Source organism: Mesorhizobium sp. M0243 (genome assembly GCF_040321775.1).
Taxonomy (GTDB): Bacteria; Pseudomonadota; Alphaproteobacteria; order Rhizobiales; family Rhizobiaceae; genus Mesorhizobium.
This window is the reverse complement of sequence record NZ_JAMYSF010000015.1, coordinates 1-12,983: the sequence shown is the minus strand read 5'-3', so window position 1 is coordinate 12,983 and position 12,983 is coordinate 1. Positions and strand designations below refer to the sequence as shown.

13 protein-coding genes and 1 pseudogene are annotated in these 12,983 nt (G+C 60.8%); 6 read left to right on the top strand and 8 right to left on the bottom strand.

Translation table 11 applies throughout. The features are described 5' to 3' along the window. Positions 1 to 73: 73 nt before the first annotated feature. Positions 74 to 1,240 (top strand): beta-glucosidase, encoded by a 1,167-nt coding sequence (locus NKJ11_RS19625; RefSeq protein WP_128305822.1) that lies wholly within the window; start codon positions 74 to 76, stop codon positions 1,238 to 1,240. Between the two features lie 88 nt (positions 1,241 to 1,328). Here the strand turns inward: NKJ11_RS19625 and glf are convergent, their stop codons facing one another. Both glf and NKJ11_RS19615 read right to left on the bottom strand, forming a co-directional pair. Then, positions 1,329 to 2,471, bottom strand: a complete 1,143-nt coding sequence (glf, locus tag NKJ11_RS19620; RefSeq protein WP_352613341.1) for a UDP-galactopyranose mutase — start codon at positions 2,469 to 2,471, stop codon at positions 1,329 to 1,331. Between the two features lie 2 nt (positions 2,472 to 2,473). Continuing rightward, on the bottom strand, positions 2,474 to 3,646 hold the full coding sequence (locus NKJ11_RS19615) for a glycosyltransferase family protein (protein WP_023811918.1): 1,173 nt from the start codon (positions 3,644 to 3,646) through the stop codon (positions 2,474 to 2,476). 360 nt (positions 3,647 to 4,006) lie between these two features. Here NKJ11_RS19615 and NKJ11_RS19610 point away from each other — a divergent pair, with 360 nt between their 5' ends. From NKJ11_RS19610 to NKJ11_RS19590, 5 genes and pseudogenes are all read left to right on the top strand, one after another. Further along, on the top strand, positions 4,007 to 4,924 hold the full coding sequence (locus NKJ11_RS19610) for a glycoside hydrolase family protein (RefSeq protein WP_352442897.1): 918 nt from the start codon (positions 4,007 to 4,009) through the stop codon (positions 4,922 to 4,924). Between the two features lie 172 nt (positions 4,925 to 5,096). Then, positions 5,097 to 5,941, top strand: a pseudogene (locus tag NKJ11_RS19605) (manganese catalase family protein). A gap of 301 nt (positions 5,942 to 6,242) precedes the next feature. Beyond that, a complete protein-coding gene (locus NKJ11_RS19600; protein WP_352613346.1) occupies positions 6,243 to 6,851 on the top strand; it encodes a hypothetical protein in 609 nt (202 codons plus the stop codon). Next, positions 6,848 to 7,240 (top strand): phage holin family protein, encoded by a 393-nt coding sequence (locus NKJ11_RS19595; RefSeq protein ID WP_352613347.1) that lies wholly within the window; start codon positions 6,848 to 6,850, stop codon positions 7,238 to 7,240. The genes NKJ11_RS19600 and NKJ11_RS19595 overlap by 4 nt, the downstream gene beginning before the upstream one ends. Beyond that, positions 7,237 to 8,073, top strand: a complete 837-nt coding sequence (locus NKJ11_RS19590) for a hypothetical protein (RefSeq protein WP_352613349.1) — start codon at positions 7,237 to 7,239, stop codon at positions 8,071 to 8,073. The genes NKJ11_RS19595 and NKJ11_RS19590 overlap by 4 nt, the downstream gene beginning before the upstream one ends. Positions 8,074 to 8,153: 80 nt before the next feature. On the opposite strand, the gene NKJ11_RS19585 is transcribed toward NKJ11_RS19590, so the two are convergent. The 6 genes from NKJ11_RS19585 to NKJ11_RS19560 form a co-directional block, all read right to left on the bottom strand. Next, positions 8,154 to 8,570 (bottom strand): c-type cytochrome, encoded by a 417-nt coding sequence (locus NKJ11_RS19585; RefSeq protein ID WP_023811925.1) that lies wholly within the window; start codon positions 8,568 to 8,570, stop codon positions 8,154 to 8,156. Further along, positions 8,551 to 9,429 (bottom strand): cytochrome c oxidase assembly protein, encoded by an 879-nt coding sequence (locus tag NKJ11_RS19580; RefSeq protein ID WP_023811926.1) that lies wholly within the window; start codon positions 9,427 to 9,429, stop codon positions 8,551 to 8,553. Before NKJ11_RS19580 ends, NKJ11_RS19585 begins: the two co-directional genes overlap by 20 nt. Further along, positions 9,426 to 9,635 (bottom strand): hypothetical protein, encoded by a 210-nt coding sequence (locus NKJ11_RS19575; RefSeq protein ID WP_352442890.1) that lies wholly within the window; start codon positions 9,633 to 9,635, stop codon positions 9,426 to 9,428. Before NKJ11_RS19575 ends, NKJ11_RS19580 begins: the two co-directional genes overlap by 4 nt. 133 nt (positions 9,636 to 9,768) lie before the next feature. After that, a complete protein-coding gene (locus NKJ11_RS19570) occupies positions 9,769 to 10,374 on the bottom strand; it encodes a cytochrome c oxidase subunit 3 (RefSeq protein WP_352794087.1) in 606 nt (201 codons plus the stop codon). Beyond that, positions 10,371 to 12,338, bottom strand: coding sequence for a cytochrome c oxidase subunit I (gene ctaD / locus NKJ11_RS19565; RefSeq protein ID WP_502905806.1), 1,968 nt, complete (start codon positions 12,336 to 12,338; stop codon positions 10,371 to 10,373). Before ctaD ends, NKJ11_RS19570 begins: the two co-directional genes overlap by 4 nt. Beyond that, positions 12,335 to 12,983: c-type cytochrome (locus tag NKJ11_RS19560; RefSeq protein WP_352794086.1), on the bottom strand; the 649-nt coding region annotated here is incomplete at its 5' end. The genes ctaD and NKJ11_RS19560, both read right to left, overlap by 4 nt.

Below are 12,983 nucleotides of genomic sequence, written 5' to 3'. Positions count from 1 at the left end.
CGACCATCCGGGTTTGGCCCTGAGTAATACACTGGACGATGGTGCAGCATGGCAAATGAGAAGGGGTTGCCGCATGAGCGAAGCAGCACAAAGCGATAGCGATGGCTTGACTTCGATTGCGGGCACGTCGGCGTTCGCCAGTTTTTTCATGGCTGGCTTTGAGTGCTCGTCGCACCGGCGCAAGGACGGCGTTCGCCTCGATCTTATCCGCGCGACGTCGCATTATTTGCATGCCCTGGGCGACTACCGCGGTTGCGCCGAACTCGGTCTTCGTACCATCCGCGACGGTTTGCGCTGGCACCTCATCGAAACCGCTCCTGGGACCTATGACTGGTCAAGCTGGACGCCGATGGTCGAAGCAGCGCAATCGGCAGGTGTCCAGGTCATCTGGGACATTTTCCACTACGGATCTCCAGACCACGTTGAACAGGGGTCGATGCATTTCATCGATGCCTATGCCTCGTTCGCTGCGGAAGCTGTGAGGGTCCATCGTTCAATCGCCGGTACAGCGCCTCTGTTGTGCCCAATCAACGAAATTTCGTTTTTCGCCTGGGCTGTTGAGGTCGGGTATTTCCCGCGCGTCGGCCCGAAGAAGCGGGGATGGTTCAAGCGGCACCTCGTGAAAGCTGCAATAGCTGGCGTTCGGGCAATGCGGGAGGTCGATCCCGCTTGCAGATTTGTCTGGGCCGAGCCGCTTATCCACATTGCTCCTCGCGACCGAACGCGGACCGAATGGCGCCGGGCCGAAAATGCCCGTCTCGGACAGTTCGAAGCTTACGACATGCTGCTGGGCCGGGCAGAACCAGAGTTGGGGGGCAGCGAAGATGTTGTCGATGTCGTTGGCCTGAATTTCTACCCACACAATCAGTGGTACCTAAACGGGCCGACGATTCCGATGGGGCATCACGAGTACCGTGCCCTATCGGAGATGCTGATTGAGGTCGCGCGTCGATACGGCAAGCCGATGTTCATCGCCGAGACCGGCTCCGAAGGATCGGGCGGGGCGGCTTGGCTCCATTATGTCTGCGACGAGGTGCGTGCCGCAATCGGTCTCGAAGCGCCGATCGAAGGTATTTGCCTATACCCGATAACCGCCTATCCGGGCTGGGACAATTCGCGGCATGCGGAAGTGGGATTGTTTTCGGTCATCCAGGCGAACGGCAGCCGACATGTCCGCACGCCCATCGCGGATGAATTGGCCCGCCAGCAAACTTTGTTCGCGGCGAACCCGACGCGTTAAATACATGAGCGGCACAAGGGACTGTTGCGAGCGCTGTTGGCGCCGCGTTGCCAAGCCCGATGCTCCCAAGTACGTCTAGGTGGGGGAGCTACAGCGCCCCTTCGGCCAACGACGCCTTCCTCGCGCTCGCCCATTCCGGGACGCTCTTTTGGATGCGGGCGAAAGTAGCCAGAGCCTGCCCGACCACTTGATCCATATTGTAGTAGCGGTAGGTTGCCAGGCGGCCGACAAACCACACGTCGGGACAGGTTGCGCCGAGCGCTTCGTAACGCTTGTAGAGCTCTTCGTTTTCGGCCCGCGGCACCGGATAGTACGGGTCCCCGATATCGGTGGGATATTCGTAGGTCAGGCTGGTCCGCGCGTTCTGCTGGCCGGTCAGATGTTTGTACTCGGTGATGCGGGTGTAATTTTCCGTCTGGGGGTAGTTGACGACGGCAACCGGCTGAAACTGCTCTTGGTCGAGGGTGACGTGCTCGAAACGGAGCGAGCGATAAGGAAGACGCCCGAGCTGCCAGCCGAAGTATTCGTCGATCGGGCCGGTATAGATCAGGTGGTTGAATGGTATCTCGTCACGAATTTCGCGGAAGTCGGTCTGCAACATGACCTTGATGTTCGGATGGTCGAGCATGCGTTCGAACATTCTCGTGTACCCGCCGGCCGGCATCTTCTGGAAGCTGTCGCTAAAATAGCGGTCATCGCGGTTGGTTCTGGTCGGCACTCGTGCCGTCACTGATTTGCTCAGTTGGCTAGGATCGACGCCCCATTGCTTCCTGGTGTAGCCACGGAAGAATTTCTCATAGAGTTCGCGTCCCACCGTGCTGACGACGACGTCCTCGGCCGTTCGTACGTCCTCTACGGTTTCGCGCCGCGACGCGAAGAACTCCTCCAACTGTGTGGAATTCAGGTCGAGGCCGTAAAGGCGATTTACCGTGTCGAGATTGATCGGGATGGGAAGCAGTTTCTCATCCACGGCCGCCAGCACCCTATGCTCGTATGTGCGCCATTCCGTGAACTGCGAGAGGTAGTCCACGATCGACTGGCTGTTGGTGTGAAAAATATGTGGCCCATAACGATGGATGAGGATGCCGGCTTCATTATAGCAATCATAGGCGTTGCCGCCGACATGGCTGCGGCGGTCGACCAGGAGAACACTTTCGTGGCGCTGGGAGGCTATCCTTTCAGCAAGCACGCTGCCGGCAAATCCCGCGCCGACGATCAGCCAATCGAACATGGCTATGCACTCCTGCGGAGAGGGATGACCTTCTTACCTCGATAGGCACGCTCGATGTGAGCGGTCATGCCACTCCATGTCTTTTGCCAAGACATGTCCGCAAGATAGGCGTCGACTTGCGGCAGGAACGTCTCACGAGGTCGCAATAGAATGGAGCGCAGCTTGATTTCCAGATCGTCACTGTCGGCGATTTCCACCAGTCCAGCAGCGCCGTAGCTGCGCACAACGTCAACGATTGCCGTCGAGATCACCGGGAGACCGGCCGCTAGGAACTCTGGCGTCTTGGTCGGACTGATGAAGCGGGTCGCTTCGTTGAGTGCAAACGGCATCCAACCGGCATCCCAATGGCGCATATAGTGGGGCAGGTCGCAGTAGGCCTTCGCGCCCAACCAATGCAGGTTTTCGGCTCTGGGCAGGGTTGCGGGGTCGATCTTGACGACCGGGCCAAGCATCACGAAATGCACGTCCGACATAGTCTCCGCCGCCTGCGCTACGAGCTCGACGTCCAGCCGCTCGTCGATAACTCCGAAATATCCGACCCTCGGATGAGGAATGCCGGCCTGGTCGGTTGGCTCCTTTCCTGGGCGTCTCGCAGTGTGAAAGTGCTTCACATCGATGCTGCTAGGAAAAGGGAAGATCGCGTGATGCAGGTGACGCTTGGTCTCGAACAGGCTTAGGCCTCCGGTGAAAACGAGATCGGCGCGGCGCAGCAGGGCCTTTTCCATCTGCCCCAGCTCGGGCGGCGCATTCTTGAATGCGGAGAGTTCGTCCATGCAGTCATAGATGCATATGTCTGGGTCGAGGTGCTCGGTGAAGCGCAGAGCCATCGGCGTGTAGTACCAAGCGATCAACCGGCTGTGCGGCATTGAAGCTATGATCTGCTGGACAAATCTCCGCTGGACGGCATCTGCTTTCGCGGCCGACATGCCGAGCGGAAGCACTGGCGTCACAATTAGAATGCTTGGCGCTGCCTCGCTCGTCCGCATCAGCGGCTGTGGCAGGTCTTCGAAAACAGGCTCTTCGAAGTAGACCACTCTCTGCTGCATGGAGGCGAGACTGAGGATATGTTGCGGGCGTTGATGAACGAAATTCCACCGCAAATGGGAGAAGCAAACCAGTAGATTTTCCCTGCCAGCGCGGTTACTGGCGACTGCCCCACCCAAGGCTGCTTCCATTGAAGATTTCCTTCCTTTAGTCTGTCGTTTATGTTCCGACTAACATTTGTTAGTCGCGGACGGGAGAGAACTAAACTTCGTTCCCGTCTCCTAACTTTCAACGAGGTGAGTTGTTCCAAGGTGAAATGGAGCGCCTTCAGTCGCCGCTCGATAGACGAAAACGAGATCCGCTCGCTGAGTCGAGAACGGCTATCGTGTGTCGGCGGGCTTTGAGGCGCGGGGCGACTGGGGAATGCTGGTGGAGAACGGCATTGCCGTATTTGCGTTGAACTTGTCGGCTATAAAATGTGCAGAACATCATGTTGATTCGCCTGCACGACTGGCGATTCGGTTTTGGCAGGGCAAGATTCCGGGGCTGATATGAAGATCGACTTTGCGACCAATGTTTTTCCGCTGTTTCATCCGCAAAGCGTCGATGATCTCAAAGACCCGTGCCCTGTCTTCGATGGCAGTCTGTGGCACGTCTTCGGCTCAAGTGGCACGGTGACCACCGAGACGTGGAGGATCCTTCATGCCACGGCGCCCGATCTCTATGGACCGTGGACCGAGCATCCGCCGATCGAACTTCCTATCAACGGGAGTGGTGTTGCGGCTCCCGGCGTCATCCACGAAAGCGGCGTCTTTCATATGTTCATCCAGACCGAGTTCATGAAGTCTGGCGGCCGGTGCGAGCACGCGGTTTCCAATGACGGATTCCAGTGGGTGGTTCTCAGCCCGGCGATCCTTGCCATCCCGGACACCGAGGAGGACGGCATTTACGATCCGCATCCCGCAGTTATTGGCGGCAAGCGCTACCTCGTCTATTCCGCGATGCCAAAATTCACCAGGGTGCCGCAACCCGACATCTACCTCGCACGGAGCCAATCCGACTCGTGGTTCGGTCCCTGGAAGCGGATCGGCAAGATCCTCGACCATAATGATGTCCCTCACCATAATACGAGAGAGGATCCCGACTATGAATGGGGCATAGAAGGCGCACAGCTGGTCGAGTTGCCGGACGGTCGGGTGCTTCTCAATGCCACTTGTTTTCTGCCGAATGGACTTCGGGGGAACCGGCAACGCGTGTTCTTCGCTATCGCTGATGACGTTGCTGGACCTTACGTATCGATCGGCCCGGTGCTGGAGCCAGGCCAGCCGGGAGAGAACGGCCACTCCACGGTGATGATCGAAGGCAGCCAACTATCGTTGTTTTACCAAAGCCGGGTCGCCACGACCGATCATCGGTGGCGCTACGGCCTGGCCAGATGCGACGTCGCCCTGTTTTCCAAGGTCGCATGATCCCCGGTGCCAATGGGCACCCACGGCGTAGACCGACTGGACGGCTCGCATTGCGCAATGAGCTTCCGTAGCTCGAGACGTTCCGTCGGGAAGCCTGCCGGAATTAAACGTTCCTCCTACGGAACAATGCGTCCGAGCTGAGGTTCGGCTGACTTCAAACCAGGAGTCAGCCATGTATTACACCGACAAGAAATTGCAGTACCCGGTTCGTGTGGAAACGCCGAATCCAGTCTTTGCCCGCGCGTTGCAGCAGGCCATAGGTGGAGTAGAAGGCGAGATCCGCGTCGCCTTGCAGTATTTCTTCCAGGCATGGGGATGCCGCGGACCGGCCAAATACCGCGACCTGTTGTTAAACACGGCGACCGAGGAACTCGGCCATATCGAAATGCTGGCGACTGCGGTCGCCCTCAATCTAGAGGGTGCACCACTTTCGCTGCAGGAGGACATCTCGTCGGACACGGTCGGCGGCTCGGTCCTCAACGGGATGAACTTCCGCCATATCTTGTCGACCGGCCTGGCCGCACTGCCTGAAAACGCCAACGGCGTTCCCTTCAATGCTTGCATGTCTATGCCAGCGGCAATCTTGCCGCGGATATGGTCGCAAACGTCACCGCGGAAGGAAGCGGCCGCGTGCTTGCGACCCGCCTGTACAACATGACCAACGATCCCGGCATGAAGGACATGCTGTCCTTCCTTATTGCGCGCGACACCATGCACCAACAGCAGTGGCTCGCGGCCATCGAAGACATGGGCGGACTGAACGCGTCTCTGCCGGTCCCCAACTCCTTCCCGCAGGAGAAGGAGCATCAGGACGTATCCTATGCCTTCATCAATTGCTTCGTCGAAGGTGTCGAACCAGCGCGGGGACGTTGGAGCGATGGACCCTCGATGGACGGCAAGGGAGAGTTCTCCCTGGTCGCCGGTGCACCAATGGGCGAGGAGCCCATGCTTTCGCCGCCACGGCCAAGTTCCGGCGCCCAGAGCGAGCAGATGATCGACAGGCGGGCCGCCGAATAAGCAGAGATAGCAATACCGGAGACAGCCGGCACTCGGCTGTCTCCTGCTTGCGGCTCCCGCGCACCCGGTCGTACCGAGCGCTCCGTTCGAGGGACAGCGCAACTCATTGGCGACTGTTGCGTGCCTGACGAGCTCTCCGTTTCAGCCTGATCATAAATGCTTTCACCTAAGGGAACATCGCAGGTTCCTCGAAGTTGGGCAGCCACGGAGGACGTGCACATGAACAGTGTCATCTATCTTATCGGCCTTATCGTTGTCGTGCTCGCGGTCCTCTCCTTCTTCGGTTTTCACTAGGTGGCCCATGCAGCATGAGAACGATCAGGGCGGACAGCCCACCGATTTCGACAAGACGAAAAGCGAAGTTTCCGACAGGCTTCGCCAGGAAGAGGAACGTGCCAGCGAGTTGCTTCACGACGCGCGTGATGCGGTGACCCGCAAGGCTGGCGACTATGCATCTGAAGCCAGGGAGGTCATCGCCGACAAGGCGGAGGAGGCGCAACGCGACATCGGATCGAGCCTGGCGGCGTTGGGCGGTGCACTGCGCGCGGCCAGCGATCACCTGGCCAACAACGATGAAAGGAACGCATCGAAGTTCGCTTTGGATGCTGCCGGTGGGCTTGAGCGGCTTTCATCGTCCTTGAAACAGAAACCGTTCGGCCAGGTCCTTGAGGAGGTGCAGTCCTTTGGCCGGCAAAATCCCGGTGTCCTGCTTGCGGGATCCGTGTTGGCCGGTTTGGCGCTCGGGCGGTTCATCAAGGCTTCTCCGCCGGCAAGGCCGGAATCTCAGGCTGCTCTGGGAGACCTCAAATCACACACCGATCAGCCACAGGGTTGGTCCGCTGATCATTCGCAGGATTTTGGCCTCGTCGGCGATGACGGGACTATGCAGAAGGCGGAGCAGGAGAGATGAACACCCAGAACAATCCCAGCCTTGCCGGACTGATCACCGACTTGGCCCAGAATGTCACCACTCTGGTGCAGACCGAGGCGAGGCTGTTTCGGGCCGAGCTCTCTGAAAAGCTTACCAAAGCCGGAGCAGGTGCCGCGGAAGTGCTGGGCGGCGCGATTTGCCTTCTCGCCGCGCTATTGGTGTTGCTGCAGGCACTCGTTATCGCACTGACGCGGGCAGGGCTTGGCGCGGGGTGGTCTTCTCTGCTGGTCGGTGTGGTCGTGGCGGTCCTCGGCGTCATCCTGCTGCGGACCGGGATGGCCAGCATGGCGCCTTCGGAACTTACCCCCGACCGGACCCAGGAACAGCTCAAGCGCGACGCGAGCGTGATCAAGGAACAGGTGAGATGAAAGAGAAATCCGCAGCCGAACTTGAACGCGAGGCCGAGGCGGCTCGCGCCCGGGTGATGGAGACCGCCGAATCCATTCGAGGCAAGATGACGCCGGGACAATTGCTGGATGAGTTCACCGGGCTGTTCTCGGGAGGGGAGAGCTCGGCCATGCTCAGCAATCTCAGAACGCAGGTCCGAGACAATCCTTTGCCGGTCACCATGGTGGGCGCGGGTCTGGCTTGGCTGATGTTCGGCAGCGGCACATCAAACACGGCCCACGGTCCCGCTGGTTACCCATTGCCTTCAGCGCCGGCACGACATGATGAAGGTGAGCGCGGCGGCTTCAGCGGCACGCTCTCCGATGCCGCGGAATCGCTCTCATCGAGCGCTACCAGCGTCGGCGATACCATATCGAGCACCGCAAGAGCCGCTGCGGCGGGTCTGACGGGAAGCGCTGCCAATGCAAGCTCGACGACTGGTGACATGGCGAAAGCCAGCCGCTCCGCCCAATATCTGTTGGAGGACCAACCCTTGGCCGTAGCGGCCGTCGGTCTCGCCATCGGTGCCGCTATAGGTGCAATGCTGCCCCATACGGCAACGGAGGATGAGCAACTAGGCGCCTATGGGGACAAGCTTCGCGACACCGCCGAAACCATGCTCGACATGGGTCTCGATGAGGCCAAGCAGGTCGCCGCTGACGCCTATGAGACCATTAAGCAGGAAGCTGGCCGGCAACATATGGAAGCAGGCACGATGGCCGATCAGCTCGGCGAGATTGTGAAGTCCACAGCAGACAAGACCGAGCGTGCCGTGCGGGAACGGATTTCCGATCCGTCTCAGCGCCAAACCTAGCTTGGTAATCATAGATCAACGATAGTCGGTCTCTTCCAGAAAGGGGTCGGCGTTGTCCGTCGAACGGTGAACCGCTCGAGTCATTTCAGAGCGTAGAGGTAGGCCGCGATATCGCGCGCCTGCTGCTCCGTGATCCGTGTCGATGGCATGGCCGTGTGCGGATCGATTTCCCTGGCCGATCGTATCCAGCGGATCAGGTTCTCTGGATTGTTGGCCAGCCCGCCGCCGATAAAGACGCGGCCAGCAAGACTGGCATCCAGGCGAGGACCCACCTGCCCTTGCGCGCCCGGCACGCCCGTTATCGTATGGCAGCCGGAACAGCCATTCGCAGTCATGATCGGCAAGGCCCTCGCAGTGTCACCGCCCGTGGCCGCCTCCGCCTCGTGGCGGACGCGCGCGGCCCGATCGGACCACCAAGTCATTCCGGCCACGGCCGCGACGAGCAGCACTAGCGCGGCGATGACGGCGGCAAGCAGTTTAGACAAGCTCGTACGCATGCGCCGCCTCCCTCCTTCCGCTCGCCTTGATCCACAACGCGGCCAGCAGCAGCGCTGCGCCGCCATATATCAATCCAGCCGGAACCCACATCACCAGCCCGGCAAGTTGCTGGTCCTCCAGGGGGCTCAAATTCCACAGTGCCGCTCCCACGGCGTTCTCCGGGTACCAGAGGCGCGGCGAGAGCAACAGGAGGACGCCGAGCAGCCCGGTATGCAGCGAGGTGACAAAGAGGTGCATCACTGCGCTCCCATAGGCATGCTGGCGGCCGGGACGCGGCAAGAGGACCCACCAGAACAGCAGCCCTGTTCCGAAGAAGCTCGCGTGCTGTGCATAGTGCAGCACGCCGCGTTCGAGCGCGGCCTCGAACAACACCGGAATGTGCCAGATCCATATAGCAATGCCGTGGATAATGGTCGCGCTGATCGGCCGCGTTGCGAAGGCCCAGACCATCCTCAGCCAATTGGCGTGTCCTGCAATTCCCAGAATGCGCCGGAACCGGATGGGTAGGCCCCACATCAAGGCCGCAGCCGGGCAGGCAGAGACCAACAGCGGCGCCGCCACGGCCATCAGCAGTTCATGCTCGATCATATGCGCCGCAAAGACCTGCTCGCCGAGCATATGAATCGGGCTGACCAATGCGGCTGTCAACACGCCCCATCCGGCCGTGAACAGCAGAGCCTGGCGCAGCCGCAACGTCCTGCCGCGGCTGCTGCGCCGCCAAAGCCGGCTCGCGCCAACGACATATATCAAGGCAAGCACGGCGAGTGGCAGGGTGATGGGCAGCGCGAACGTCCACCCGGCCCCGGGCGCGCCGGCGCCGTAGCAGATGGAAGTAGGGAACAGCGCGTCCAGGTTCATCGCAGGCACTCATCCAGGATCAGCGCCGCGCTGCCTTGCATGAGGATCACAAGCGCAAACAGCAACGCCGACAACATCCCGAGATTGGCGACGAAGCGCTCTGTGCCGCGCGTACGCTCCGGTTTGAATCCGGCACCGCCTCGCCGCTTCGCCCGCCACGACAGCGCCCCGCCGAGCAGCGACAACAAGACGAGCAGCAGCGCCACGGGAAGCACGACCGGCACCTGGCGGTTGCATTGCCAAGGCACCAGCGCATAATTCAGCTGTGTCGAGACCGCCCAGGCCAGCGGACCTGACAGAAGACCACCCCAAGACGTTCCCAACCGCAACGCTCGCATCTCAGCCTAGCCTCGGCGCCCAATAGATGAGCACGTAGATCGGAATCCAGGTCAGGACCACGAAATCCCAGTAGAAGACATTGTCGCCGACATCGCCGAAGCGCCGGCCGCTATAGCCGTGGCGCGTGAACATCAGCACTGTCAGCACGATGGTGTCGCCGACATCTGTTATGAGGTGCGTGGTGTGCAGGCCAAGCAGCACCCAAAGCATCGATCCATAGGCGTTAGTGTCCCAATAGATGTTGAGGGCGGGGAATTCGAACCAGCGCACGACGAGCGGAGCGATGCCGAGCAGCGACATGACCACCAGGCCGATCCGCACCGGAATCATGGAGCATTGCTTGGCGTGGCGGTGGAGGACGTGGTTGGGCACAAGGCTGACGACAAACAAAATCATCACGATCGTTCCGGGCCAATGGTTCGGCTGCGGTGCGCTAAGCCGCCATGCTGGCCATGACAGCGCAAGGTAGAGATACGCGCCCGCCGCCAGCGCGAAACCGGTGCCTTCGAGCGCCATGAAGCCCAACGTGCCCCACCAGATCGGGCTATGCGGACCATGCCCGAAGGTCGGCAGTCCTGAAAGATCGGCGGCAACTCGATGCTTCATTCCTGGTCCTCCGGATCGCCCTTCGGCCAGAACCAACCGATCAACGTGATGGCGATCGGCGCGGCGCCCCAGACGATGGCCCAAGGCGTAAAAATCGAATAGAGAAACGTACCACCGACGGCGAGCGCCGCGAAAAGAGGCCAGATCGACGGTGTGGCCGATTTCTCACGAATGTCGGGATGAGCTTCCGCCACGGTGGAGATGAGGAGCTCGCGCGCATCGACGCGGAGCCCGGTCGCTACAGGGAGCGTCTCGCGCTCGGCCCAGAGCGGCTCGATATGGGTGACGATGGGAATGCGTGCGAAATTATAGCTCGGCGGCGGCGAGGATGTTGCCCACTCCAAGGTTCCTGCGTCCCACGGATTGTTGCCGGCCGAGGTGCCTTTCAACGCGCCATGCACAAGATTGAAAGTGAACAGGACAAAGCTCAGGAAGAAGAGCAGCGCCCCTGCCGAGATGAAAAGGTTGATGTTGCCCCAGCCAAGCTCGGCCGGATAGGTGTAGACCCGTCGTGGCATGCCCCATAGGCCGACGAGATGCATCGGGAAAAAGGCCGCATTGAACCCGATGAAGGCCAGCCAGAAATGGCACCGCCCAAGGCGTTCGCTCATCATGCGGCCGGTGATCTTCGGGAACCAGAAATAAGCCGCGCCAAGCAGCGGGAACACCGAGCCGCCGATCAGCACGTAATGGAAGTGCGCGACGACGAAATAGGTGTCGTGCACCTGAAGATCCAGTGGCACCGAGGCGAGCATGACGCCGGTCAGCCCGCCGATGACGAAGATGAAGAAGAAGCCGAAGACGAACAGCAATGGCGTCCGGATCACCGGCCGGCCGTCCCAAAGTGTTGCAAGCCAGCAGAAGATCTGCACGCCGTTTGGAATGGCGATCAGCATGCTGGATGCGGTGAAGAAACTGGCGCCGAGCTTAGGCAATCCCGTGGCGAACATGTGGTGAACCCAGAGCCCGAACGACAGGAAGCCGACTGCGATCAGCGACAGGACCAGCCCGAGATGACCGAATGTCGGTCGCCTGGCGAAAACAGGAATGATCGCGGACACCATGCCCGTCGCCGGCAGGAAGATGATGTAAACCTCCGGATGGCCGAAGAACCAGAAGAGGTGTTGGAACAGCAGAGCATCCCCACCTTCCGCCGGGTTGAAGATGTGCGTGCCGACCAGCCGGTCAAGGATCAGGAAAGTCGAGGTGATCATCACCGCCGGCATCGCGAAGACGACGACGAAAGAAGTGACCAGCATCGCCCAGACATAGAGCGGGATCTTGTCCAGCGACATGCCGGGGGCCCGCTGCTTGAACACCGTGACGATGGTTGCCACCGCGACGGCCAGTGACGACACTTCGGTATAGGTGATCATCTGCGCCCAGACATCGGCGCGCTTGCCCGGTGCGAATTCGGGGCCGGACAGCGGCACGTAAGCGAACCAGCCGACATCCGGCGCCATGTTGAGGGCAAAGGACACCCAGGCGAAAGCGCCGCCCGAGACGTAGATCCAATAGCTGAACGCGTTCAGGCGCGGAAACGCGATGTTGCGGGTGCCGACCATCAGCGGCACCAGGTAGATCCCGGTCGCCTGCACGATGGGCACGGCGAACAGAAACATCATCGTAACGCCATGCATGGTGAACAGCTGGTTGTAGAGGTCGGGCCCGATCAGGCCGCGTTGCGGTCCCGAAAGCTGGATACGCATGGCGACAGCGTTGAGGCCGCCAAGACCAAGGAAGACGAAAGCGGTGATCAAATAGCGTCGTGCGATCACCTTGTGATCGACGCTCGCGAGCGCTCCGACGATGCCGGACGGCGTCCGCCAGGTGCGCTCGAGCCAGCGATGCAGGCTGGCATCATCCATGCCCGTATCGCGGGGGCCGTCACGTTCGGGAGCAAGGTCGCCCTTGGCGGGGTCTGGTTCCGGGATGTGGCGGTCGCCTGTGACATCGCTGCTCATTTCAGCCCCTCGAGATAAGCGACGATTGCGTTGAGCTCGTCGCCGTTGAGATCTGCCACTGGCATGTGGGAACCCGGCTTGATGCCTTGCGGGTCGGCTATCCAGGCGGCGAGATTGCCGCGGCTCATCGTCAGCGTTCCGGCCGCCAATGTTTTCCGGCTGGCGATGTGGGTGAGGTCGGGAGCCACCGTTCCGCCGGCTGGCGTTCCCCCGATCCTGTGGCACATCACGCAGGGGCGTTTGAGGAACAGGTCCGCGCCGGCCTTGGCTTCGCCGCTCGCCGGCGCGCCGGCCGGCTGCAACTGGTCGTTCAGCCAGGCATCGAATTTCGGGCGCGGCTCGGCGATGATGAAGATGCCCATATTGGCGTGCTGCGCACCGCAGAATTCAGCGCATTGACCACGGTAGACGCCCGGCTTGTCCGCCTTGATATCCAGCACGTTCATGTGGCCGGGGATAAGATCGAGTTTGCCGGCCAAGCTTGGGATCCAGAAGGAATGGATCACATCGGTCGAGGTCAATAGCAGCCGCACCGGCTCGCCGGCAGGGATATGGATCGCGTTTGCCGTCGTCAGGATGAGGATAGGACTAGGAGCCGGGTGGGGACGCGCCGCCCCCCCCTGGGGCCGGGGCGGCGGGAGTGGG

Excerpts from the sequence above, each read along its gene's own strand:
- NKJ11_RS19625 (WP_128305822.1), top strand. The coding sequence starts at position 74 with ATGAGCGAAGCAGCACAAAGCGATAGCGATGGCTTGACTTCGATTGCG.
- glf (WP_352613341.1), bottom strand. The coding sequence starts at position 2,471 with ATGTTCGATTGGCTGATCGTCGGCGCGGGATTTGCCGGCAGCGTGCTT.
- NKJ11_RS19615 (WP_023811918.1), bottom strand. The coding sequence starts at position 3,646 with ATGGAAGCAGCCTTGGGTGGGGCAGTCGCCAGTAACCGCGCTGGCAGG.
- NKJ11_RS19610 (WP_352442897.1), top strand. The coding sequence starts at position 4,007 with ATGAAGATCGACTTTGCGACCAATGTTTTTCCGCTGTTTCATCCGCAA.
- NKJ11_RS19600 (WP_352613346.1), top strand. The coding sequence starts at position 6,243 with ATGCAGCATGAGAACGATCAGGGCGGACAGCCCACCGATTTCGACAAG.
- NKJ11_RS19595 (WP_352613347.1), top strand. The coding sequence starts at position 6,848 with ATGAACACCCAGAACAATCCCAGCCTTGCCGGACTGATCACCGACTTG.
- NKJ11_RS19590 (WP_352613349.1), top strand. The coding sequence starts at position 7,237 with ATGAAAGAGAAATCCGCAGCCGAACTTGAACGCGAGGCCGAGGCGGCT.
- NKJ11_RS19585 (WP_023811925.1), bottom strand. The coding sequence starts at position 8,570 with ATGCGTACGAGCTTGTCTAAACTGCTTGCCGCCGTCATCGCCGCGCTA.
- NKJ11_RS19580 (WP_023811926.1), bottom strand. The coding sequence starts at position 9,429 with ATGAACCTGGACGCGCTGTTCCCTACTTCCATCTGCTACGGCGCCGGC.
- NKJ11_RS19570 (WP_352794087.1), bottom strand. The coding sequence starts at position 10,374 with ATGAAGCATCGAGTTGCCGCCGATCTTTCAGGACTGCCGACCTTCGGG.
- ctaD (WP_502905806.1), bottom strand. The coding sequence starts at position 12,338 with ATGAGCAGCGATGTCACAGGCGACCGCCACATCCCGGAACCAGACCCC.